This window comes from Mesorhizobium sp. M0500, from assembly GCF_040321165.1.
In the GTDB taxonomy this organism is placed as follows: domain Bacteria; phylum Pseudomonadota; class Alphaproteobacteria; order Rhizobiales; family Rhizobiaceae; genus Mesorhizobium.
Map to the genome: position 1 here is coordinate 1 of NZ_JAMYRB010000020.1, position 23,494 is coordinate 23,494.

Below are 23,494 nucleotides of genomic sequence, written 5' to 3' on the forward strand. Positions count from 1 at the left end.
TATCTGAACCCGCCGGGCCTTGCCTACCCAAAATCAGGATTCATTCAATAATATCAGCAGCTTGCCGTTTATGGACGCGCACTAGCTAGCTGAACCCTTCTAACCCTATCGGAGAGGGCGCCGCGCGGACTGGCTCGGCCACATAACCACCGACGGGAGTTCCCCACCGTGGCTCCGCCCCCGGCGCTGTGCCGCACGTTGGTTCGAGACCGCTATGATGGTGAAACCTCTCGCCCGATGGTCCACAAGAAGGGGCCATCTCATGCACGATCTCGGCCATGACCACCGGTGGCTTCTTGCCGGCAGCACTCAGGCGACTATAACGGGCGCAGAGCCGACCCTGCGGCTTCCAGACATTCGTGTACAGCTTCAGACCCTCAAGCCGAGCCCGCAGGGCCTCGCTTACCTTTTACGGGGCGGCGGTACGTCCAAGCCGCTTCAACAGTTAAGAATTTCGCAAAGACGATACCCCCGGATCGTCGAGCTTCCGCTGCCACCTCCCGCATTCGCCGAGGCGGTCAATGACCGCCCTTCACAATAGTTATCCGGCAAGCATCTGGATGCGAGAGATAATGTTGCCGGAGGCATCTCTCGTGGCTTCTACACCTGCCTGAACGCCAGAACCGCGTTCGTGCCGCCAAAGGCGAAGGAGTTGCTCAGTGCCACGCGCACCTTGCGCTCGCGTGCCACATTGGGCGTGACGTCGAGATCGCAATCGGGGTCCAGCTCACGATAATTGGCAGTCGGCGGCACGACGCTCTCGCGGATAGCCATCACGCAGGCGATCAACTCGAGCGCGCCGGACGCGCCGAGGCAATGCGCGTGCATGGACTTGGTAGAAGAAATGGACATTGAGAAGGCGTGCTGACCGAAGACGCGCTTGATCGCCGCCGTCTCGATCTGGTCGTTGGCCTTGGTGCCGGTGCCGTGCGCGTTGAGATAGTCGACATCCTCGGCGTCCAGCCTGGCATCGGCAAGGCAGGCCCGCATTGCTGCCTCCGGCCCCTCGACAGTCGGCGCGACGATGTCGGACGCATCGGCGGAAAGGCCGGCACCGGCAATTTCGGCAAGGATGGTGGCGCCCCGAGCCAGGGCATGCTCGTAGCTTTCCAGCACCGCCATGCCGGCGCCTTCACCAAGCGACAGGCCCTGGCGATCGGCCGAGAATGGCCGGCAAGTATCGGGCGAAAGCACGCGGATCGCTTCCCATGCCTTCAGCACACCCCATATGAGCGGCGCTTCGCTGCCGCCGGCAAGCATCACGTCGGCCCGGCCGAGCCTGATCTGGTCCACCGCGCAGGCAATCGCATGGTTTGCCGAGGAACAGGCGGACGTGACGCCGAAGACCGGCCCGCGCAGGCCGAGACTCATGCTGACCTGGCCGGCAGCGGCACCCGGCATCGCCTTGGGTACAGTCAAGAGAGCGGCACGCTTACCGCCCAGAAGGATGGCGCGGTAGGTTTGCTCGATCGCATCCCACCCGCAGCCGCCAACGCCCACCGTCGCACCGAAGCGATAGCTATTTCCCTCTTTGGAGGAAAGTCCGGCCTGACGCATGGCTTCGCGCGCCGCAAGCACAGCGAGCAGGCTGAAGCGGTCCATGGAGATGAGTTGCTTGCCGTCGATGTCATGCTCCGGCAGCGCCTTGATCTCGGCACCGATCCTGACCCTCAATTCATGGAGCTCGGAGTTGACGATTGGGCCGATGGCGGAGCGGCCTTCTCGCATCTCTCTCCAAATGGCGGCGGCGTTGGTCCCAAGCCCGCAAATCCCGCCAATCCCAGTAATCACGACGCGCCTGTCCATTCACACCCCCTTAGCGAGCAAGCTGCGCACGGCTTCCACCATGTCCCCAACATTCTGGAGATCCGACCATGCCTCGGCCGTATTCATCTCGATCTCGATGCCGTAGGCCTGCTCCAGGTCCCAGAGAACGTCCGCCAATCCCAGTGAATCGATACCGAGCGAAGTCAGTCCCGTGGCAGCCGTTATCTCGCCGCCCGTGGCAGGCGCTATGCCGCCCTCCGACGCGGCGCGCTTCTTGATCATGGCGATTATTTCGTTGGCGAGTTGATCTGCCATCTTGTTCCTTTCCAGCTTGCGTTTTCGGCGTCGTTCAAAACCCGAGTCGCGTCGCGTTGCCAAAATTGCCCCTCATAGAGCCTGTGCGACCGACCAAGCCCAATGCCCATAGGAACCGGACGAGTTCCGGCTTCTGCGGCGTCAGCCCGATGAGGAAGAAAAGTCGCCGGCCTCCCGCTTTTGCGCCAGCACATCAAGAATCTGCGTGTAAATGGATAGGAACCGTCGTCAAACGTCAGCTAAACGCTGCGACGGTGGGTGCTGTGAGCGTATTCACTCGGCACCTCATATGTAATCGAGATGTTTCATAGCTCCGGACCATTGCGATCAACTATTGTACCGGTCCACCATTCGTCGGAGAGTTCGACATGATCGGAGCGCTGCCTCTCATTCCCAGTACAATCTCCACCGCACGCGACAGATTTCCTCTTTCGGGCTCTTCTCAAGGGACTCGCCACGCGATAGAGGCAGTGATCGGCGCACGTTAGGTCCTGCCAAGTCCATGCGACATTCCGGAAAATTGGTAAAATCGTTTGTTTCAATCAAATGCATCCTCGCTATGGATAGCTAAGACATGCGTTTCAAGGGCTCGATCTGAATCTTCTCGTCGTTCTCGACGCGCTGCTGAGCGAGCGCGGCCTCACGGCGGCGGCACGCCGCATCAACCTAACCAAATTCATGGGGGTTGGTGGATGTGGCGCAAGCCGTTGAAATGACGTAGGATTTGGTTGCTTAAGCCGATCCGAACCATTTCCCAGAGACCACACCTACCATGAACGATCTTGCGCTGCCGCTGAGCGGTTTGTCATCAGTCGGCGGCAAGTCCGTCGTCGCCCGTTTCGACGGCGGCATGCTGTCGTCCAACAGCGGCGTTCTGGCCTTGGCCGAGGTGGAAAAGCGGTTGCGGGTGGCCGAGCGTCTGGCGCGTTGCATCGACGATCCGCGCTGCCCGGACCAGGTCGTCTACAGCCTGGCGGACATGATCGGCTTTCGCATGAAGATGATCGCCGCCGGCTACGAGGACGGCAACGACGCCAACCGGCTGCGCCGCGATCCGGTCTTCAAGATGGCCCAGGATGCGCTGCCGCCGGGTCGGGATCTGGCGTCGCAATCGACGCTGTGCCGGCTGGAGAACCTACCCGGCGTGCGGGAGCTGGTCGCGATGGGACGGGCGATGGTCGATCTCTATTGCGCCTCGTTCCGGCAGGTGCCGAAGCGGATCGTACTCGACATTGACGATACCTTCGACGCTGTGCACGGAGGCCAACAGCTTCGCCGGTTCAATGCCCACCATGACGAGTACGGCTTCCAGCCGATCGTCGTGTTCGATGGTGCGGGACGGTTCGTCAGCGCGATCCTGCGACCGGCCAAGCGGCCGAGTGGGGCTGAGATCCGCCCCCACCTGCGCCGTCTGGTGCGGGCCATCCGGATCAACTGGCCGAACATTCGAATCCTGCTCCGCGGCGATAGCCATTATTGCAACCCGCAGGTCATCGACTGGTGCCGCGCCAACGACGTCGACTTCATCTTTGGCCTCGCGCCCACCACGACCCTGCGCAAGCATGTCGCGGATCTGGACGCCAGCACGACGGCGCGCTTCGAAGCGTCGGCCAAGACAGGCAAGGTCCGCAGGTTCAAGGAGTTCGTTGACGGCGCCGCTAGTTGGAGCCGCGTCGGGCGCATCATCGCGCGGGTCGAGGTCGGCGCCCAAGGTGGCGATATCCGCTTCGTCGTCACCAACCTTGCCGGTGGGAAGGCCAAGGCGCTCTACGAGGATGTCTACTGCCGGCGCGGCGCGGCCGAGAACCACATCAAGTCGTGGAAGACGCATCTTGCCGCCGACCGCACATCCTGCACCAGAGCGACGGCCAACCAGTTCCGGCTATTCCTGCATGCCGGTGCTTACTGGTTGATGTGGGGCTTGCGGGCCGCGATGCCGAGGCGCTCGAGCTTTGCCGTCGCCCAATTCGACACGCTGCGATTGCGCCTCATCAAAATCGCTGCGCGGGTGGTCGAGATGAAATCGCAAATCCGCCTGCACCTGCCGACATCGTGCCCCGACCAGCGCATCCTGCGCATCCTCCTCGATCGCATCCCCCAACTCGCGACATAACGATGGGGGCAGACGCCCCGAAACGAACCCGTCGACCGCAACCTGCAAACCCCCGCCTGCCATCACAACGGAGCAATCCCGGCGCCTGACGAGGCGCGTGGAAAAGCACCGCAACGACGACCACAACGTCGCTTCAGGCCGTCAAAAGCTTATCGCCGTGCATCAAGGCGGCTAGTTCTTCCGCTGCGGGAATCGGGTTTGAGTAAGACGGACGAAGCACTGAGAACCAACGCTTTCGTGATAGTGCATTCATGCCCCGAGAATCCTGTTGACCGTTACGAACCCCAAGAAAGCCGGCGCTGAGTGAAACGGTCGCTGAACGTGCTCTGTGGCGTGCGCCGCCTGACTCTCGGTTTCGGCCATGCCGACTAACAGCGTATTGATAGGCCATCGCGGGCTAAGCTCTACCGGCGAAAGCCGCGTCAACAGCGGCAGGCAATCAGAAACTGGATCGGCGGCGACGATCATTATGATCAACGTGACGAACACGTGAATCATGCCGACGGCGCCGACGCTGCCGATGATGATGATGCCGATCATGCGTCGCTGATGCTGCCTAACTACAGTGCTTGTGATCATGCCGATCACCGCGTGATCACGAGCGGCGGCGCTTCGTGTCAGGTGCGTAGCCGGGATGGTCGCGCATGGCCGATTGTTCCTTCGTGCCGCGGGGTGTGGGCTTGCGTTCGGTCATGAGGGCGTCAGGCGCAACGAGAAGTTTAGATCAGGGGCTCATCCATGGGCTGGATGATAGTTATCCCTACAATCAATTGTACCAATATTACCGAATACTACTACAAGATCCCCAATGAAAGCGGCCGGATGGGTATCCGTCTCGCGTGGGCTGAAGCTGCCGGCAACAATGGGAAGACGAACATGTGCGGGATTGTTGGCATCGTTGGGCAACAGCCGGTGTCGGATCGGTTGGTCGACGCATTGAAGCGTTTGGAATATCGCGGCTATGATTCCGCCGGCGTTGCGACGATCACCGAAGGTGCCTTGCACCGCCGGCGCGCCGAGGGCAAGCTCGTCAATCTCGAGAGGAGACTGAAGGAAGAGCCGCTGAGCGGCAACATCGGCATCGGCCATACGCGTTGGGCAACCCATGGGGCCTCGACGGAACGCAATGCGCACCCGCACTTTACCGACGGTGTCGCCGTCGTCCATAACGGGATCATCGAGAATTTCACCGAGCTGAAGGACGAATTGGCGGCGGCTGGCGCCGAGTTCCAGACCGACACCGACACCGAGGTCGTCGCGCATCTCTTGGCAAGACACCGCCGGGAGGGCATGAGGCGGCAAGAGGCGATGCGTGCCATGCTGAAACGCGTCAGGGGCGCCTATGCGCTTGCCGTCCTCTTCGAAGATGATCCGTCGACCATCATGGCGGCGCGCAACGGACCACCGCTGGCGATCGGTCACGGCGACGGCGAGATGTTCCTGGGCTCCGACGCGATCGCGCTCGCTCCCTTCACCAATGAAATTACCTATCTCATCGAGGGCGACTGGGCCGTTGTCGGCAATTCGGGCGCCCATATCTTCGATTTCGACGGCCACCCCGTCGAGCGTCCGCGCCATACCTCCACGGCCGCGGCCGATCTGGCCAGCAAGGGCAATCATCGCCACTTCATGGAGAAGGAAATCTGCGAGCAGCCCGAAGTCATCGCCCATGCTCTCCGTCACTATAGCAACATCATAGAGAATCGCGCCGACATGGTTTCTGGCATCGATTTCGCCAGGATCCCGAGCTTGGCGATCTCGGCCTGCGGGACCGCCTATCTCGCCGGACTGATCGGAAAATACTGGTTCGAGCGCTACGCGCGCCTGACGGTTGAAATCGACGTTGCGTCCGAATTCCGTTACCGCGAGATCCCGTTGTCGCCGCAGTCGGCGGCTCTTTTCATTTCGCAGTCCGGCGAAACCGCCGATACGCTCGCATCGTTGAGGTACTGCAAGGAGCGTGGGCTGAAAATTGGCGCTATCGTCAATGCCTGCGAATCGACCATCGCTCGGGAGGCCGATGCGGTCTTCCCGATCCTTGCCGGACCGGAGATCGGCGTCGCCTCCACCAAGGCGTTTACCTGCCAGCTTGCCGTTCTAGCCGCACTCGCCATCGGCGCCGCCAGAGCCCGCGGGACCGTAACCGAAGACGAGCTGCAGGCGCTCGTCAGGAGCCTCGCCGAAGTGCCGCGCGTCATGGGCCAGGTACTCAACAGCATCCAGCCGGAGATCGAGTTCCTGTCGCGCGAACTGTCAAAGTGTCGTGACGTCCTGTATCTCGGCCGTGGCACCAGTTTCCCGCTAGCGATGGAAGGTGCGCTGAAGCTCAAGGAGATTTCCTACATCCATGCCGAGGGCTATGCGGCGGGTGAATTGAAGCACGGTCCGATCGCATTGATAGACGACAACATGCCAGTGATCGTCATCGCGCCCCATGATCGCTTTTTCGACAAGACCGTCTCCAACATGCAGGAAGTGGCTGCCCGTGGAGGGCGGATTATCCTCATCACCGATGAAAAAGGGGCAGCCGCATCGAAACTCGACACTATGCACACGCTCGTGCTGCCGGCTGTCGACGAGATTATCGCGCCGATGATCTTCTCGCTGCCGATACAGCTTCTTGCCTACCACACGGCGCTCTTCATGGGCACAGATGTAGACCAGCCGCGCAATCTCGCAAAATCGGTCACGGTCGAATGATCGAACCTTTATAGGTGGCGATGCTCGTCCATCGAAAGCGCTACCCCCTGTCTGGATCCGAAGCCCGGATGAACCAGATGACCATTGTTTGCTGCAATTTCGGGAAACTCGCCGTCGCCGCATCATGACAATCGCCATCCTTTTTTCGGCCGGTCGGGCGATTGCACAGGGCAGCCGGATCGAGCTTGCTCAAGCCGACGTCAGCACAAAAGCGCGCGGCCCTTTCGGCTGTTTCCTCGGGCGCCCCATCCTTTCGGTCTCCGAACAAGCATCGGCGGCTTAAAAAATTTCGTTAACAGCGGTGATCGATGTGTGATTCAAGCACAAGCGCGTCTTTCGCTGCATCGGCGGTGGAAATTGGTCGAAGGTATCAGCGTCCGCGAGGCTGGGTGGACGGTGCCGCGAATAGCCACTGGAGGCGTCAGGGGGAGTTCGAGTTGCTGTTCAAGAAAGCCATCGGCGAGAGTGAGTCGTGTAGGATCGCAGGTCGAATGCGCTACAGCCGATCAGGCCATCTCAGGGTGGGCAGGTTCTTAGAACTTGATCAGAAGCAGGTGAGCCGCCATATTCCGACCCGGCTGCCAATTTCAAGTGGCCCATTCCATGGATGAGGCCGGTCCGGCCGAATGGACGTCCATTTTTTTGATTTGCTGGGTGTGCGCCAGGGTCGGGGAGGAAATCTCCCGATTTGTCAGGCGCTCCCATCTTCTTGGAGATGTTTATGAAGGATTCGCGCATTCCCGAGCCAGTCTTGACGGCTATGTCGCAGGGGACCCACATCATCCGCGCTTATCGTGAGCACCTTGGGTATTCAATCGAGGACCTCGCGGTGGCGTGCGGGCTTGCCGCTGAGGAAATCCAAAACATCGAGCGGGGTGTGAGGTACAACAAGGGCTATCGGGATCGGATAGCAAGATCGCTGTCCATACCTGTGGGAATTCTTGAGGCAGAGGCGGACATATCGGACGCCGCCTGATTAGTCGGATAATCTGCAATGGGTGGAAGACCGCTCTTGTGATGTGAAGTTTGCGGCTGATAGTCGTCGCTTGATTCCGTTGGACGCGAATGCCTTCTGGCGCACTACCGCCAAGAGAATTCTCGTCCACTGTCCGATGGAACTGCACACGGGCTCGCCGAACAGGAAGTTGGAACGCTTCGTCATGCTGTCTTAGGCGATATAGCCGCCCGGAGTGCTGCGACAGCACGATAGCATCGGCTCGCGACGATGGATTGCTAACAGCGGACTCATGCTGGTCGGCAAGGCGATACTGGCTGGAGCATCAACTCGGCCGACGAGAGTGGCCCCCCATCCTAGACTAGGCAGGATCGGCCAGACATGGCCGGCATCGCGCGCCGCTCTGAAAAGAGCACAGCGGGCATCCAGACGCTGCCGGGTTGACTATGGGTGTCGGAACAGCAAAAAGGGGCCGCTCTTCATGAGTGGCGTGCGCCGGCAGTCTAACCCCAAGCCCCCCCGCCAGGCTGCCGGCGCGCTTCTAGGAACATCGAGGTAGGGCACTACGCTTCCTTGTCCGACTACGCCTCGATCAGATCCCGAGCAGCCAGCCAGTGTCCGACCGTCGCTTGCGCCTCTGCCCGCTGAGCCTTGTGCTTCCTCCAGCGAGTCAAGCCGATCACCATGGGTGTCGCCAGTTCTGGTGCTCACCCATGTGCCATTTGCGATCTCGTGTCGGTGAGAGCACCGCAAGCACCTCCCCTGCTACGGCAAGGCGGCTTGCGTCGCCCGTGTTGTTACTATTCTTCGCTGTGATCGGAGTTTTTTCGTGGCTTCGGAATCGGGACATTCGGCTTTGCAAAAAAATAGGCCGTCGTGGTCGATCGTCACGCCCCCGAGTTCGGCGGCACGATGGAATGACAACGGCAGCGCAAGCTCCATTTGCGCGAGGGGCTCGTCCCTTCAAATACTTGATGCATTTGCGCTTTGCGTCCTCCGTGCATGTTGCTCGATGCCAGGCGGAGACCTCTGTCTAAACGATCGCGCATCGATGCAACGCCCGCGCGTTGATCGCCATCATCGCGGCGATCGCTTTGCCGCGACCGCCGCGGCAGCGATGCGCATGCAAAAATTCACAGATGCATTCTAGCCAAATGCTAGCTGCCCAGCAAATGACCGGCATTTCGCAAGGCCCCTAGGAAGAGACTGGCATGGCCGTTGGCATCGATCTTGGCCTGCATCGACAGGGGCATGCTGTGCCAGTTCTCCAAGGGCGTAGTGAAATGTGAGAACGTACCGTTGACGATGCACTGGTGGGTAACAAGACCCTGTCTGTCCAACGCCAGCACGCCGATCTGGTCGCCCTGATATCGGATGGCTGCGACCCGCTGGACCTCCGCGTCACCGTCGACCCGCACGTCGAAAAGCAGGATGCCGCGGCTCCTGGTGGCTACCTCGGCGGCCTTTTCAGCGAAGCTTAAGGAGAGCGAGCGGACGCTTTCGACCGCCAGCCGTAAAACCATCAAATCCAGTTCATCCACTGCCATAAGGTACCTGCGCGCAACACATGGGTGATAGCAATCGACCACACCGCTTGTTCACAGATGTCGGCTCACGACCGATCATTCAGGGTTTGCCGGTCAGTCCATTGACCGAGGGCGTGCTCCGGTTCGAACCGATCCTGAAGCGGAATGCGCTGGATCTACGGAACCCGAGGAGCAGGCCAGCCAAAGTTGCCGCGACAATTGATGTCGTGATCATTCCAGACATCTGCATCGGCGTCGCTGAACATCCCACTGGTAAGTCCGTTCTCTTGCGGCAAGCCCATCCTCGGGCCGTCTTGTACCTGAAACCCTCGCGGTGGCGTCCCTCGAAGCTCGGGACCGCCGGGCGCTTGATCGTCGAGAACTTTGTTTACGAAGGTCCGGACCTCCTGCAGAGCATATTCCGGTGCGCTCGCCTTTGAGCATTCCGCTGAAGCGTGACGTTTCGCTAGTCCGTGTTCCTTGCAGGCTCACCGCGAGGGCGCCTTGCACACAGCGGCACGTCAGCGCATGAAACTCGTCCCCCGTTCACTTCACAAAATGGATTTCCTGAAGTACTGGGAGCGCAGAGAAATCTCCGGTCGCAGCCTACCCGGTTAAAACAAGGACCCAACAATGAAGACTCTCGTCGTCTGCTCCGGCGGATTGGACTCCGTCACCCTTGCTCACAAGGTGGCAGCGGAGCACGAACTCGCCGGCCTCTTATCTTTCGATTACGGCCAACGGCATAGGAAGGAATTGGGCTTCGCCGCCCTTTGTGCGGAGCGACTGAGCGTCCCGCACCGGATCATCGACATCCACGAGATCGGCGGCGGCCTTTCCGGCTCCGCGCTGACCGATAATGTGGACGTGCCCGACGGGCACTACGCCGAAGACACGATGAAGGTCACGGTGGTGCCGAACCGGAACGCCATCATGTTGGCCATTGCCTTCGGCTTCGCCGCAGCGCACGACGCTGACGCAGTGGCGACGGCCGTGCATGGTGGGGATCATTTCATTTATCCCGACTGCCGTCCGGCCTTCATCGACGCTTTCCAGATGATGCAGGACCACGCGCTCGACGGCTACGCGAAGATTCGAATTTATGCACCCTATGTGAATCTCACGAAGGCGGACATTGTTAGGAATGGAGCAGCATACGGCACGCCATTTGCGCAGACCTGGTCCTGCTACAAGGGCGCCGAGCGTCACTGCGGGAGGTGCGGGACCTGTGTCGAGCGGCGCGAGGCGTTTCATCTCTCTGGGCAGCCGGACCCCACCGACTACGAGGACTCCGACTTCTGGCTCGATGCGCTGCGAAGGAGGACCGCGTAATGTTCCGCATCACCAAGGAATTCCACTTCTCAGCCTCGCATCAGCTCACCTCGTTGCCACCCGATCACCAATGCGCGCGCCTGCACGGGCATAACTACATCGTTGAAGTGGAGCTTTCAGCGAATGGACTGAACGAGAACGGCTTCGTGCGCGACTATCACGATTTGGCGCCATTCAAACGCTACATCGACGAGAGCTTCGACCACCGACATCTCAACGACGTGCTGGGACATGAGCAAGTCACGGCGGAATATCTGGCCAGACATTTTTATGAATGGTGCAAGGCACGCCTGCCCGAAACCTCGGCCGTGCGGGTGAGCGAAACGCCGAAAACCTGGGCGGAATACCGGCCATGACCGATACGCATCCCGCAATCCGCGTGAGTGAGATTTTCGGGCCGACGATCCAGGGCGAGGGCGTGCTCATCGGTTTGCCGACCGTCTTCGTCAGAACCGGCGGGTGTGACTATCGCTGTTCCTGGTGCGACAGCCTGCATGCGGTGGACAATCAATTCCGCCATGAATGGGAGATGATGTCCATTGGCGCGGTGTGGCAAAACGTGCTTGCGCTTTCCGGTGGCCGCCCGCTGATGGTGTCGCTGTCAGGCGGCAATCCGGCCATCCAGCCGCTCGCCGCGCTCATCGAGCGAGGCCATGGTGAAGGTTACCGTTTTGCGCTGGAAACCCAAGGTTCGGTGGCCAGGGACTGGTTTGCCGACCTTGACGTGCTAGTCCTCAGCCCAAAGCCGCCGTCAAGCCAAATGACGACCGATTGGGCCGCTTTCGAGGCGTGCCTCCAGGCGGCACAAGGCAGGCCGCAAGTCGTGCTCAAGCTCATTGTTTTCGACGAAAGGGACTACGCCTACGCGAAAGACGCCGCTGCGAGATTTCCGCGACTTCCGATCTATCTGCAACCCGGCAATCACACGCCGCCACGCCCCGCAAATGAAGACGCGCCTGTCGACCTTGACGGAATATTGAAGCGCATGGAGTGGCTGGTTGATAGCGTGACCCGCGACAGGTGGTTCGAAGCCCGTGTGCTGCCGCAGCTGCACGTTATGCTCTGGGGTAACAAGAGAGCCGTCTAGCCTAGGCCCGCTTTTCACTGAAACTGCGCCGGCAGATATTCGGGTGGACGGGTTGTCCCACGCTTGACGGCGCTGCCGGGGTGCTTGCGGACTTCTGCCACCGGCACCAAGAGCGTGGCCAGCCGCTTACGACTCGGAATGTTGCCGAGGCTCGGTTTCGACGGGCGTCGGCCTGGCGCGAACCAATCAAAGGTTAGCGCGAGCCACGGGTGGATAGTGTGGTGGTGCGATGCGGCGGCGCCTGCTGCAGCTGGCACGGTCCTTGCGGATTCTTGTTGCAAGGCCGAAGGGAGCTGTCGGCCGACAACCATGATCTGGCCAGGACGATTGTCGACTGCTTCCGATACAGAAAAGAGGCCGGACTCGACGTGGCGCTTCAGGGACTGCGAAATGGAATACGGCGCCGGAAGGCACGACCGGACGATATCGTCGCTATACCAAGACGCGTCTGGTCCGCTCCGAATCCTGTCTCGACACGACGGTCGCCGATCAACAGTGAAAAATGTAGCGCAATCGGTTCACGATCGACTGAGAACCATGACCGTTCCTCTGCGGTGCTCAGACTGCCGCTGAGTGCCTGGCCGTTCCACTTTCGAAATATTTGTCGAACTTTGCCGCGATGCTCCTGACAAAGGGCCGGCTTTCCGCAGGCACGACGAAGCGGTCACCATCAAGTTCAAGCAACCGCGCAGGATCTTGGAGGGCCGTGGAACTCGCCTTGAGGAGAAGTCTTTGGCCGGCTTCGCCAAAGCGCTCCACCAGCTCAATCGCCGAGAAGGCGAAGTCACACATCAATCGCTCGATGATCCAGCCGCGAACACGGTCGTCGTCGGAAAGCGCGATACCCCGAACAGCGGCCAGCCCGCCATCAGCAACCATGCGTCCATACTCGGCGGTCGAAGGCATATTCTGTGCATAGCCCTGGCGAAACTGGCTGATGGACGATGGGCCGAGGCCGATCAATGTCTCGTAGCAGTCCTCGGTGTAGCCTTGGAAGTTCCGGTGCAAAGTCCCGGCGCGTGCCGCAAGCGCCAGCGCATCGCCCGGCTTGGCGAAATGATCGAGCCCGATTGCTTCGTATCCCTGGTCCATGATCGCCCGCGCTGCCAATTGCGATTGGGCAAACCGCTCCGCCGGACCCGGCAACCAGGCCTTGTCGATCATCGTCTGATGTTTCTTGAACCACGGCACATGGGCGTAGCCAAAAAGCGCGATCCGATCCGGTTCCAGGGTCAGGGCCTGTGCAACCGTGGAGGCGACGCTCTCCCTGGTCTGATGCGGCAGGCCGTAGAGCAGGTCCAGATTGACCGATTCGACGCCGCGCGAACGAACGCCATCAACAACTGTCTTGGTCTGCAGAAAGCTCTGCTCGCGGTTGATCGCTTTCTGCACCTTCGGGTCGAAATCCTGGACGCCGAGGCTCGCCCTTGTCATGCCGATTTCGGCAAGTGCATCGAGGCGGGCATCGTCCATATCGTTGGGTTCGATCTCAACGCTGATCATTGCACCGGGGAGAAAGGTGAAGCTGTTGCGCAGGACGGTTCCCAGCGCCACCAGATCCTCCGGTTTGAGCATCGTTGGCGAACCGCCGCCGAAATGGACGGCACGCACGCGGCCCTTGCCTGCGACAAGACTGGAGACGGTTGCGATCTCTGCATGCAGTGAGCGCAGATATGTGGTCACTGGTTCGTAGTGGCGTGTCTGCTTGGTATGGCAAGCGCAGAACCAGCAAAGCTTGTCGCAATACGGGATGTGCAGATAGAGCGAGATCTCATCGCCATCGTTGAGCGCCTGCAGCCAGCCACGACAAATTGCAGCATCAATGCCGGTATGAAAATGCGGCGCTGTCGGATAACTGGTATAGCGCGGGACGTTCTCGCCAAGTCTGGCAGCTAGCTCCAGTCGCATGTCGTGGTCCACCGTGTTTGCGTCGCCGGAACTGTGGATGCTTGGATGAGCCTAAGCCCTGATTTCGATCAACCTTCAGCACGGACAAACTGCCGCAAGGATTTTTCTACCGTCGATTGCTATCCTGCCCGCACTGGACCGGTAGAGCAATCGAATGACATTACGGCAGGACATTCACAGTTCCGGCATTCCCGTTCTTTGCCTGTCTTGCGAGGCACGGCACCACGGTGTCTGTGGTGCGCTCGAACCAGACCATTTGGCTCAGCTCGCCAAGACGTCGTCGCGGCACAATATCGAGCCGGGGGTCGAACTGATCGGCGACGCCGAGGCGGTCGACTGTTATTCAAACCTGCTTTCAGGCGTGGTGAAGCTCACGAAGAGCCTTTCGGACGGCCGCCAGCAGATCGTCGGTCTCCAGTTCGCGCCGGATTTTCTGGGACGGCCCTTCAAGATGAAAAGCGCGATCAATGCGGAAGCGGCAACAGCTGTCTCGCTATGCTCGTTTCCGAGAGCGGCCATCGAACGAATGATGAAGGAATCACCAGAATTTGTGCATCGCCTGCTCAAGCAGGCGCTGAACGAACTCGACGAGGCACGCGAATGGATGGTGACTCTGGGGCGCAAGACCGCACCGGAGAAGGTGGCGAGCTTTCTCCTCATGATCGCCCGGAACATCGGTTCCAGTGTTGACCCGGCGGCTAGGTCGGCGTGCTTCGAGCTGCCGATGACGCGTGCCGACATCTCTGATTTCCTTGGAATTACAAACGAGACTGTGAGCCGTCAGCTGACCAGCCTGAGAATGGACGGCGTGATTCGGATCGAGAACAACCGCCGTGTCACCGTGGACAGCATGAGCCGGCTGGAACGGCGCTGCGGCGGCCGAGGCGCAACCGCCCTTTGAATGACACCGAAGCTGCATGGCCTACGTCACTTACTTCGTTCGGGGCAGGGCATGCTCGCGTTGGGCTTAGAAGAAGTCGCATAGCGATAGCCCGCTCTCCATCCGATCGCATGAGCCAGGTGCGTTTCGGCCAACTCGTCGGCGAAGCATCCATCCTCGAGGTGCTCGACGTGCAACCGGCTGTTCCAGGCAGGATCGCACTCGGCCGAAGTCAATACGCCTCATACGCAGGGGAAAATCGCCGTTCCCCCGAACCATGAATGTCACGAAGGCAGCGCAACGCTGGCGCTGGCTGTCCCAAGGCATTGAAACGATCGACGTTCGGCAAGGCATCGGCCTACTTTCCAGCGTCACAGAAGGCGCGCTTCCCACACGCCCGCGATCGCCTCCATACCCGGCCAGACTGGGGACACCGGGCCTGTCCATAAGCGTGGCGGCCGGTGCTGCGCTTCCACATTCGATCGCCACAGTCTGATCGCACCGAACTCGATGCTGCTCGAAGCAAAATCGTGCGGCTCTGACATGGATCAGGGCGAGCAGGCCACGGCTGCGCAATAAGGCACTGCGGTTTGGCGCCCGCCGGAATTGGAAATCGGGGCTTGCGATGAAATTCGGCACAGAGATCGTCCTTCTAAGCCTGTTTGCGTTTGCGGCCCTGCTGGCTGCCGGCTTCGGCGTAGATGAACCTTTTCGCCGGCATATGTGGGTTTTGTTCTTCGCCGTGGCTGGCTTCACTGCGATTCTGTTGCGCAACACGGAGTTCAAGCCGGCAGTTCCGATCGACCCCGCCGCTTACATGGATGGGCCCATCCGCTACGGTGCCATCGCCACCATGTTCTGGGGCGTCGTCGGCATGCTGGTCGGCGTGGTCATCGCCCTGCAGCTCGCCTACCCCGATCTCAACATCCAGCCCTGGTTCAATTTCGGCCGACTGCGGCCTTTGCATACTTCCGGCGTGGTTTTTGCCTTCGGCGGCAATGCACTCATCTGCACGTCACTTTATGTCGTGCAGCGGACCTGTCGTGCCAGGCTGTTCGGCGGCGATCTCGCCTGGTTCGTGTTCTGGGGCTACCAGCTCTTCATCGTCATGGCCGCGACCGGCTACCTGCTCGGCATCACCGAGAGCCGCGAATATGCCGAGCCCGAATGGTATGTGGACATCTGGCTGACCATCGTCTGGGTCGCCTATCTCATCCTGTTCCTCGGCACGATCCTGAAGCGCAAGGAGCCGCACATCTACGTCGCCAACTGGTTTTACCTCTCCTTCATCGTGACCATCGCGATGTTGCATGTGATCAACAACCTGTCGGTGCCGGTCTCCTTCCTGGGCTCCAAGAGCTATTCAGCCTTCTCCGGCGTACAGGACGCCCTGACGCAATGGTGGTACGGCCACAATGCCGTCGGCTTCTTCCTCACCGCCGGCTTCCTCGGGATGATGTATTATTTCGTGCCCAAGCAGGCCAACCGACCGGTCTATTCCTACCGGCTGTCGATCATCCACTTCTGGGCTTTGATCTTTCTCTACATCTGGGCCGGTCCGCACCACCTCCACTACACCGCCCTGCCGGACTGGGCCCAGACGCTCGGCATGGTGTTCTCGATCATGCTGTGGATGCCGTCATGGGGCGGCATGATAAACGGCGTGATGACGCTCTCGGGCGCCTGGGACAAGCTGCGCACCGACCCGATCATCCGTATGATGGTCATGGCCATCGCCTTCTACGGAATGTCGACTTTCGAAGGCCCGATGATGTCAATCAAGGCCGTCAACTCGCTCTCGCACTACACCGACTGGACCATCGGTCACGTCCATTCGGGCGCGCTCGGATGGGTTGGCATGATCTCGTTCGGCGCGATTTATTTCATGGTCCCGACGTTATGGAACCGCGACCGGCTTTATTCGCTGCGGCTCGTCAACTGGCACTTCTGGCTGGCGACGCTTGGGATCGTCGTTTACGCCGCGGTGATGTGGGTCTCCGGCGTCATGCAGGGCCTGATGTGGCGCGAATACAACGAGCAGGGCTTCCTGGTCTACTCCTTCGCCGAAACCGTCGCCGCCATGCATCCCTACTACATCATGCGTGCCATCGGCGGCGCGATGTATCTGTCGGGCGCCCTCATCATGGCCTGGAACATCGCCATGACCATCCTCGGCTACCAGCGCGAGGAGGATCCGATGCCGCGCTCCATCCCCGCCCTCCAGCCTGTGCGATCAGGAGCCAGAAAATGGGCCTGATGGACAGACACGCGGTCATCGAGAAGAACGCCACACTTGTTCTCCTCGGGTCCCTGCTGGTCGTAACAATCGGCGGCATCGTCGAGATCGCACCGCTCTTCTATCTCGACAACACGATCGAGAAGGTTGAAGGCATGCGCCCTTACTCGCCACTCGAACTGGTGGGGCGCAACATCTATGTGCGCGAGGGCTGCTACCTCTGCCATAGCCAGATGATCCGGCCGTTCCGTGACGAGGTCGAGCGCTATGGGCATTACAGCCTGGCGGCCGAGTCGATGTACGACCACCCGTTCCAGTGGGGCTCGAAGCGCACCGGGCCGGATCTCGCCCGGGTCGGCGACCGCTACTCGAACGGATGGCACGTCCAGCATCTCACCGAGCCGCGTTCGGTGGTGCCGGAATCGATCATGCCGAGCTACGCGTTCCTGAAGGACATGCCCATCGAGGTGAAGGATTTCTCGACGCATCTGGTCGCCAACAGCCGTGTCGGTGTCCCCTACGGCGACGACATGATCGCACACGCCAGCGCCGACTTGATGGCGCAGGCTGATCCCAACGCCGACACATCCGGCCTCGAAGCCCGCTACCCCAAAGCCAAGATCGGCGACTTCGACGGCGATCCGCAGCAGGTCACCGAAATGGATGCGCTGGTCGCCTATCTCCAGATGCTCGGCACGCTGGTCGATTTCAGGACCTATGAAGAAGCCGCCGGTTACCGCTGAGGAGAATGGCGATGACCTACAATTTCATGCGGGAGTTTGCCGACAGCTGGGGCCTGCTTGCCATGGCACTTTTCTTCCTCGGATGCGTTGCCTTTGCATTTCGTCCCGGCAGCCGCAGGCAAGCCGAGAGAGCCGCTCACATTCCTCTCAAGGACGACTGATCATGGGCAGCGAGCATATCGACGAGGTTTCGGGCATCTCGACGACCGGCCATGAGTGGGACGGCATCAAGGAACTCAACAACCCGCTTCCGCGCTGGTGGGTCATCACCTTCTACATCACCATTGCCTGGGCGATCGGCTACACCGTCGTCTATCCGGCATGGCCGATGCTGACTTCCGCGACCAGGGGTGTGCTGGGGTATTCGAGCCGCAAAGACGTCAAGAATGAACTGGCGGCGGCCGAAGTGGCCAAGGGCAAATATGTCGCTGCCATTCAGGCGAAGACCGTCTCCGAGATTACTGCCGACGATACACTACGCGAATTCGCGGTCGCCGCAGGTGGCGCCGCGTTCAAGGTCAATTGCGTGCAGTGCCATGGCTCGGGCGCTCAAGGGTCCAAGGGTTTTCCCAACCTAAACGACGACGATTGGCTGTGGGGTGGCAACGCCGAACAGATCCAGCAGACGATTGCGGACGGCATCCGCTTCGCATCAGACCCGGATACGCGCCTGTCGGAAATGCCTGCTTTTGGCGACATCATCACGACGGATCAGATCAAGCAGGTCGGCGCCTATGTCGCAAGCCTCTCCGATCCTGTTCAGGACACAAGCCTGATCGAACTCGGCGCCAATGTTTTCGCCGAGAATTGTGCGGCCTGTCATGGTGAGAATGCAAAGGGCAACAGGGAGCTCGGCGCACCCGACCTGACCGACGCGATCTGGCTTTACGGGTCTGGCGAAACAGCCATCGCCGCGCAGGTCCGCGCCCCGAGGCATGGCGTCATGCCGGCCTGGATCGGGCGTCTCGGCGAGATCAAGGTCAAGGAACTCGCGGTCTATGTCCATTCGCTTGGCGGCGGAGAATAGGAACGCAAGCCTATTCTCGTCCTCCCCCCAACCGCCAAGCGACGAGGCCCGGCGCGAGCCGGGCCTCGGCATCATCCAGAAACCGATGGGTCGGGCTTCCGGCGAAATCGTCGCTGGTGACTGGAGCTTCTCGTGCTCGATAACACGCAAATAGAACGGCTCGAAGCCGATGCGGTCAACTCCGCCAAGACCCGTCAGCCGCTCTATGCCGGACGCAAGAAGATCTTCCCGAACCGGGCCTCTGGCAGTTTCCGCCGCTTCAAGTGGTCGGTGATGGCAATCACGCTGGGGATCTACTATCTGACACCTTGGCTGCGGTGGGACCGTGGCCCGTTTGCCCCTGACCAGGCCGTCCTGCTCGATGTCGCCAACCGGCGTTTCTACTTCTTCTTCATCGAGATCTGGCCGCAGGAATTCTACTATGTGGCCGGCCTTCTGGTCATGGCAGGCGTCGGTCTTTTCCTGGTTACGTCGACTGTCGGTCGTGCCTGGTGCGGCTATACGTGTCCGCAGACCGTGTGGGTCGATCTGTTCCTGGTCGTCGAGCGAGCTATCGAGGGCGACCGCAACGCGCGCATGAAGCTCGATGCCGGGCCTTGGACCGCCCGCAAGCTCGCGCTGAGAATGTCGAAACACGCCATCTGGCTGATCATAGGTGCAGCGACCGGCGGCGCCTGGATCTTCTATTTCGCCGATGCGCCGACCTTGCTCGTCGAACTCTTCACCGGCACGGCAGCGCCTGTCGCCTACATCACCGTCGCTGTGCTCACAGCGACGACCTATACGTTCGGCGGGCTGATGCGCGAGCAGGTCTGCACCTATATGTGCCCATGGCCGCGCATCCAGGCGGCCATGCTCGACGAAAGTTCGCTCACCGTCACGTACAATGACTGGCGCGGCGAACCGCGCACGCGTCACACCAAGAAGCTCCAGGCCGCCGGACAGTCAGTCGGCGATTGCGTCGACTGTAACGCCTGCGTGGCTGTCTGCCCGATGGGGATCGACATTCGCGATGGCCAGCAGCTCGAATGCATCACCTGCGCGCTCTGCATCGACGCCTGCGACGGCGTCATGGACAAGCTCGGCAAGGAGCGCGGCTTGATCTCCTACGCGACACTCTCCGACTACAATGCCAACATGATGCTGGCGACCGCGGGCGGCGCCTGTTCGGTCAATCCGTCATTGGTCAGGACGGATGACGGCCTGTTTTCGGACAGGGTGGCGCATTTCCATGTCCGCAAGATCTTTCGGCCACGCACCTATGTCTACATGGCCATGTGGTCGCTGATCGGCCTGGGTCTGCTCTTTTCGCTGCTGACGCGCGACCGGCTCGAGATCAATGTTTTGCACGACCGCAATCCACAATTCGTGACGCTGTCCGACGGCTCGATCCGCAATGGCTATACCGTCAAGCTGCTGAACATGATCCCCGAACCAAGAACGATCGTCGTCAGCATTGGGGGTTTGCCAGGCGCAGAGATGAGCATCGTTGGTGTCGACCTCCCCGCCGATCGCTCTTTCGCGATCCGGGTCGAACCCGACCGGCTGAAGATGTTGAAGGTTTTCGTGCGCCTGCCTGCTGATCAGATCCATGGCGCAGCGCAGACCTTCACACTCCGGGTCGAGGACAAAGCGAGTTTCGAGTCCAACGAATACACCGCCACCTTCAACGCGCCGGAGATCGCCAGATGAACGCCACCACGCGAAAATCCCGGGAATTCACCGGCAGGCACATGTTGGCCATCATCCTTGCTTTTTTCGGCGTGGTCATCGCGGTCAATCTGACCATGGCGACGCTTGCCAACACGAGCTGGACCGGGCTTGTCGTCGAAAACACCTATGTGGCGAGCCAGCAATTCAACAAAAAGGCCGAGCAAGGGCGAGCTCAGGCAGCCCTCGGCTGGACTGGCAAACTGACCATCGCAGGCGGTGAGGTCCGCTACAGTCTCACCGATGCTGGCGGCAAGACGGTTGCCGTGCATGGCGTCAAGGTGCTGTTTCGTCATCCCGCCTACGAGGCCGAGGACAAATCCGTCACTCTTGCAGCTGCCTCCGGTCAGATATTCGCCGCGCACCACATCCCCAAGGATGGCGTCTGGATCGTCGAAATCGACGCCGATGCGAGCCTTGCGGAACCCTATCGCGACGTTCGCCGGATCGTGATTTCCCGCGGGGCGCTGCAATGAGCTGCTGCGCGCCAGGCGCCGAAATGGCATTGGACCTGGAAAAGGTCACACTGGTCCTGCCTTCTGGCCAGGAAATCAGACTGGCGAGCCGCTCGATTGGCGAAAATCTTCGCCAGACCGACCTCTCGGTGCCAGCTGTGCATTGTGCCGCCTGCATCCAGACGATCGAGACGGCGATCGGCAAGCTGGATCGCGTCGAAGGCGCTCGTGTCAATCTTTCGACGAAACGTGTTTCGGTCCGGTGGCGCGGCGACGAGGTTCCGCCATTCGTCGCCACACTTGGACGGCTGGGCTATGGCGCGCACCTGTTCGATCCCGAGGCTGACGGGAAGAACAAGACGCTCTCGGAACTGATCCGCGCCGTCGCGGTCGCCGGCTTTGCGGCGGGCAACATCATGCTGCTATCAGTCTCCGTCTGGTCCGGCGCGCAAGGCGCGACCCGCGACCTGTTCCATTGGGTCTCGGCCTTGATTGCCATTCCTGCGCTCGCTTTCGCCGGCGGCATCTATTTTCGCTCGGCCTGGAATGCGCTGCGCCACAGCCGCATGAACATGGACGTGCCGATCGCGGTCGGGGTATCGCTCGCTTACGCCATGAGCCTCTACGAGACGATCAACCATGGCGACCATGCTTATTTCGACGCGTCGGTGTCGCTGCTGTTCTTTCTGCTGATCGGCCGCACGCTGGATCACGTGATGCGGGAACGGGCGCGGACGGCCGTGAACGGACTGGCTCGGCTGGCGGCGCGCGGCGCCATGGTGCTGCGCGAGGATGGTTCGCGCGACTACTTGCCGGTTGGCGAGATCGAACCAGGAATGGAGCTCTTGATCGCGGCTGGCGAGAGGGTGCCCATCGACGGCAGGATCATTGGCGGGGCGTCGGATCTCGACTGTTCCCTGGTTTCCGGGGAAAGCACGCCCAGAACGGTGGGCCCGGGGGCGCAGGTCCAGGCCGGTACACTCAATCTCACCGGTCCGCTGACCATCGAGGCGACGGCCGCCGCGAAGGATTCGTTCCTGGCCGAAATGATTCGACTGATGGAAGCGGCAGAGGGCGGCCGCGCCCGCCATCGCAGGATCGCCGATCGCGTCTCCGCACTCTATGCTCCAGTTGTTCATCTCACCGCCTTCGTGACATTCCTTGGCTGGATGGCGGCAACCGGCGACTGGCATCGGGCGATAACCATCGCCATCGCCGTTTTGATCATTACATGCCCGTGTGCGCTCGGTCTCGCCGTGCCGATCGTGCAGGTGGTCGCTGCGCGGCGGCTGTTTGAAAGCGGCGTCATGGTCAGGGACGGCTCCGCCATGGAGCGCCTGGCGGGGATCGACACGGCATTGTTCGACAAAACCGGCACGCTTACGCTCGGACTGCCCAGGCTGATCAATGCGCCGTCCATCGATCCGACGATGCTCGCTATGGCGGCCGAGATGGCAGCGCATTCCCGCCATCCCTTTTCGAAGGCAATCGCTGGCAATGCAGCCTTTGCCGGCCAGCCGAAACTCGCGTCCGTCAGCGAGCATCCGGGCTTCGGCATCGAAGCCATCGCCGAGGGCAGTACCTGGCGGCTGGGTCGCCGCGGATGGGGTGAGTGGAAAGTCCGGACCGGCGGCGAAAGCAAACAAGGCTATGGCGGAACCGTTTTGACGAAGGACGGGGTCATTGTCGCGACTTTCGATTTCGAGGATGAGCTGCGTGCCGATGCCAAGGCGGCCATCGAGCAACTGAACGGCGCCGGCGTGTCGGTGGAGATGCTGTCGGGCGACACAGAAGCTGCCTGCGGCGAAGTCGCGGAAGCACTGGGCGTCGAGCGCTTCGTTCCCGCGTTGCTTCCCTCCGGGAAGGTCGAACACATCGAAGCATTGACCAGATCCGGCCACAAGGTCCTGATGGTCGGCGATGGGCTCAACGACACGCCTGCGTTGGGTGCCGCACACGTTTCGCTCGCTCCGGCCACGGCGGCGGATATCGGTCGCAACGCCGCGGATTTCGTGTTCCTGCGTAAAAGTCTTCTGGCGGTCCCACTTGCTTTAGACATTTCGCGGAAGGCCGGACGGCTGATCCGGCAGAACATCGCCATCGCGATCGTTTACAATGGCATCGCCGTGCCGGTCGCCATTCTGGGGCACGTTACGCCACTGATCGCGGCGGTCGCGATGTCCGCCTCGTCCCTCCTGGTCATCGGCAATGCGCTACGCCTGCAAGGTTTCGTGTCAAATGCATCGGTGCAAGATGCCCGACATGACAGGCGCTCCGACATTGGCGCACTGGCACAATCCTCATGACGACGCTGCCCTACCTCATACCTGTGGCCCTGTTCCTCGGAGCGCTTGGGCTGGCCGGGTTCCTGTGGGCCTTGAGGAGCGGCCAATATGAAGATCTCGATGGCGCCGCCGAGCGGATCCTGATCGATCGCGACGAGCCACGCAGTTGACCCAGCCTGCCCTGCGAGGACTCGCTCGAATATTTTCCGCGGTTGCTTCGCGTCATGCCGATTTCGGCGCGCGACGGGTGCGAACGGATCAGCCAGAATACGTTGCCGAACTTTCGGCCAGGAAAGGGCCGCACCGAACGGCAAGCCGGCCATTCCATGATGACCTGACCAGACCATGGCGTCGCGATCGACCAGTCGACCGTGAACCCGCCGTTGCCGCGTTTATCGAGCCTGGTTGATCCACATCAGGGTTATCTCTTCATCGGCATGGTTTCATTGAGCATT

The 23,494-nt window shown here is 60.8% G+C and carries 20 protein-coding genes; 15 read left to right on the forward strand and 5 right to left on the reverse strand.

Annotated elements, in window-relative coordinates:
• Positions 1 to 600: 600 nt before the first annotated feature.
• Positions 601 to 1,806 carry a beta-ketoacyl-[acyl-carrier-protein] synthase family protein gene (locus NKI70_RS25955; RefSeq protein WP_023679610.1) on the reverse strand — a complete coding sequence of 402 codons (1,206 nt, stop codon included), beginning with the start codon at positions 1,804 to 1,806 and terminating at the stop codon, positions 601 to 603.
• The gene (locus tag NKI70_RS25960) at positions 1,807 to 2,082 is read right to left on the reverse strand and encodes an acyl carrier protein (RefSeq protein WP_023679611.1); all 276 of its coding nucleotides are present in this window, start codon (positions 2,080 to 2,082) and stop codon (positions 1,807 to 1,809) included.
• A gap of 772 nt (positions 2,083 to 2,854) precedes the next feature.
• On the opposite strand from NKI70_RS25960, the gene NKI70_RS25965 reads away from it, so the two are divergent.
• Positions 2,855 to 4,195: an IS1380 family transposase gene (locus NKI70_RS25965; protein ID WP_023679612.1), complete on the forward strand. Its 1,341-nt coding sequence runs from the start codon at positions 2,855 to 2,857 to the stop codon at positions 4,193 to 4,195.
• A 249-nt stretch (positions 4,196 to 4,444) separates the two neighbouring features.
• On the opposite strand, the gene NKI70_RS25970 is transcribed toward NKI70_RS25965, so the two are convergent.
• Positions 4,445 to 4,735 carry a hypothetical protein gene (locus NKI70_RS25970; protein WP_023679613.1) on the reverse strand — a complete coding sequence of 97 codons (291 nt, stop codon included), beginning with the start codon at positions 4,733 to 4,735 and terminating at the stop codon, positions 4,445 to 4,447.
• 336 nt (positions 4,736 to 5,071) lie between these two features.
• Between NKI70_RS25970 and glmS the strand changes: the two genes are divergently transcribed.
• Both glmS and NKI70_RS25980 read left to right on the forward strand, forming a co-directional pair.
• Positions 5,072 to 6,895, forward strand: a complete 1,824-nt coding sequence (glmS, locus tag NKI70_RS25975) for a glutamine--fructose-6-phosphate transaminase (isomerizing) (protein ID WP_023679615.1) — start codon at positions 5,072 to 5,074, stop codon at positions 6,893 to 6,895.
• Between the two features lie 721 nt (positions 6,896 to 7,616).
• On the forward strand, positions 7,617 to 7,871 hold the full coding sequence (locus tag NKI70_RS25980) for a helix-turn-helix domain-containing protein (protein ID WP_031212627.1): 255 nt from the start codon (positions 7,617 to 7,619) through the stop codon (positions 7,869 to 7,871).
• A 1,136-nt stretch (positions 7,872 to 9,007) separates the two neighbouring features.
• Here the strand turns inward: NKI70_RS25980 and NKI70_RS25985 are convergent.
• Positions 9,008 to 9,397, reverse strand: coding sequence for a hypothetical protein (locus tag NKI70_RS25985; protein ID WP_023679620.1), 390 nt, complete (start codon positions 9,395 to 9,397; stop codon positions 9,008 to 9,010).
• 612 nt (positions 9,398 to 10,009) lie between these two features.
• Here NKI70_RS25985 and queC point away from each other — a divergent pair.
• From queC to queE, 3 genes are read left to right on the forward strand one after another with little or no spacing between them, the layout of a single operon-like run.
• Entirely contained in the window at positions 10,010 to 10,708 is a 699-nt protein-coding gene (gene queC / locus NKI70_RS25990; protein ID WP_023679622.1) for a 7-cyano-7-deazaguanine synthase QueC, read from the forward strand.
• A complete protein-coding gene (gene queD / locus NKI70_RS25995; RefSeq protein ID WP_023679623.1) occupies positions 10,708 to 11,064 on the forward strand; it encodes a 6-carboxytetrahydropterin synthase QueD in 357 nt (118 codons plus the stop codon). Before queC ends, queD begins: the two co-directional genes overlap by 1 nt.
• Positions 11,061 to 11,795, forward strand: coding sequence for a 7-carboxy-7-deazaguanine synthase QueE (gene queE / locus NKI70_RS26000; protein ID WP_023679624.1), 735 nt, complete (start codon positions 11,061 to 11,063; stop codon positions 11,793 to 11,795). The genes queD and queE overlap by 4 nt, the downstream gene beginning before the upstream one ends.
• 558 nt (positions 11,796 to 12,353) lie before the next feature.
• On the opposite strand, the gene hemN is transcribed toward queE, so the two are convergent.
• On the reverse strand, positions 12,354 to 13,703 hold the full coding sequence (hemN, locus tag NKI70_RS26005; protein ID WP_352725290.1) for an oxygen-independent coproporphyrinogen III oxidase: 1,350 nt from the start codon (positions 13,701 to 13,703) through the stop codon (positions 12,354 to 12,356).
• A gap of 154 nt (positions 13,704 to 13,857) precedes the next feature.
• Between hemN and NKI70_RS26010 the strand changes: the two genes are divergently transcribed.
• The 9 genes from NKI70_RS26010 (at position 13,858) to ccoS (ending at position 23,209) form a co-directional block, all read left to right on the forward strand.
• Positions 13,858 to 14,604 carry a Crp/Fnr family transcriptional regulator gene (locus NKI70_RS26010; protein ID WP_023679626.1) on the forward strand — a complete coding sequence of 249 codons (747 nt, stop codon included), beginning with the start codon at positions 13,858 to 13,860 and terminating at the stop codon, positions 14,602 to 14,604.
• 604 nt (positions 14,605 to 15,208) lie between these two features.
• Positions 15,209 to 16,840 carry a cytochrome-c oxidase, cbb3-type subunit I gene (ccoN, locus tag NKI70_RS26015; RefSeq protein ID WP_352725292.1) on the forward strand — a complete coding sequence of 544 codons (1,632 nt, stop codon included), beginning with the start codon at positions 15,209 to 15,211 and terminating at the stop codon, positions 16,838 to 16,840.
• Complete coding sequence (gene ccoO, locus NKI70_RS26020; RefSeq protein ID WP_352725294.1) at positions 16,831 to 17,562, forward strand: cytochrome-c oxidase, cbb3-type subunit II; 732 nt, start codon at positions 16,831 to 16,833, stop codon at positions 17,560 to 17,562. Before ccoN ends, ccoO begins: the two co-directional genes overlap by 10 nt.
• Positions 17,563 to 17,573: 11 nt before the next feature.
• Positions 17,574 to 17,723, forward strand: a complete 150-nt coding sequence (locus NKI70_RS26025; protein WP_352457387.1) for a cbb3-type cytochrome c oxidase subunit 3 — start codon at positions 17,574 to 17,576, stop codon at positions 17,721 to 17,723.
• A gap of 2 nt (positions 17,724 to 17,725) precedes the next feature.
• Complete coding sequence (gene ccoP, locus NKI70_RS26030) at positions 17,726 to 18,589, forward strand: cytochrome-c oxidase, cbb3-type subunit III (protein ID WP_352642224.1); 864 nt, start codon at positions 17,726 to 17,728, stop codon at positions 18,587 to 18,589.
• Positions 18,590 to 18,721: 132 nt separating this feature from the next.
• The gene (ccoG, locus tag NKI70_RS26035; RefSeq protein WP_352725296.1) at positions 18,722 to 20,281 is read left to right on the forward strand and encodes a cytochrome c oxidase accessory protein CcoG; all 1,560 of its coding nucleotides are present in this window, start codon (positions 18,722 to 18,724) and stop codon (positions 20,279 to 20,281) included.
• On the forward strand, positions 20,278 to 20,775 hold the full coding sequence (locus NKI70_RS26040) for a FixH family protein (RefSeq protein ID WP_352725298.1): 498 nt from the start codon (positions 20,278 to 20,280) through the stop codon (positions 20,773 to 20,775). The genes ccoG and NKI70_RS26040 overlap by 4 nt, the downstream gene beginning before the upstream one ends.
• Complete coding sequence (locus tag NKI70_RS26045) at positions 20,772 to 23,060, forward strand: cation-translocating P-type ATPase (RefSeq protein WP_352725300.1); 2,289 nt, start codon at positions 20,772 to 20,774, stop codon at positions 23,058 to 23,060. The genes NKI70_RS26040 and NKI70_RS26045 overlap by 4 nt, the downstream gene beginning before the upstream one ends.
• Entirely contained in the window at positions 23,057 to 23,209 is a 153-nt protein-coding gene (gene ccoS / locus NKI70_RS26050; protein WP_352725302.1) for a cbb3-type cytochrome oxidase assembly protein CcoS, read from the forward strand. The genes NKI70_RS26045 and ccoS overlap by 4 nt, the downstream gene beginning before the upstream one ends.
• The last annotated feature ends 285 nt before the right edge of the window (positions 23,210 to 23,494 follow it).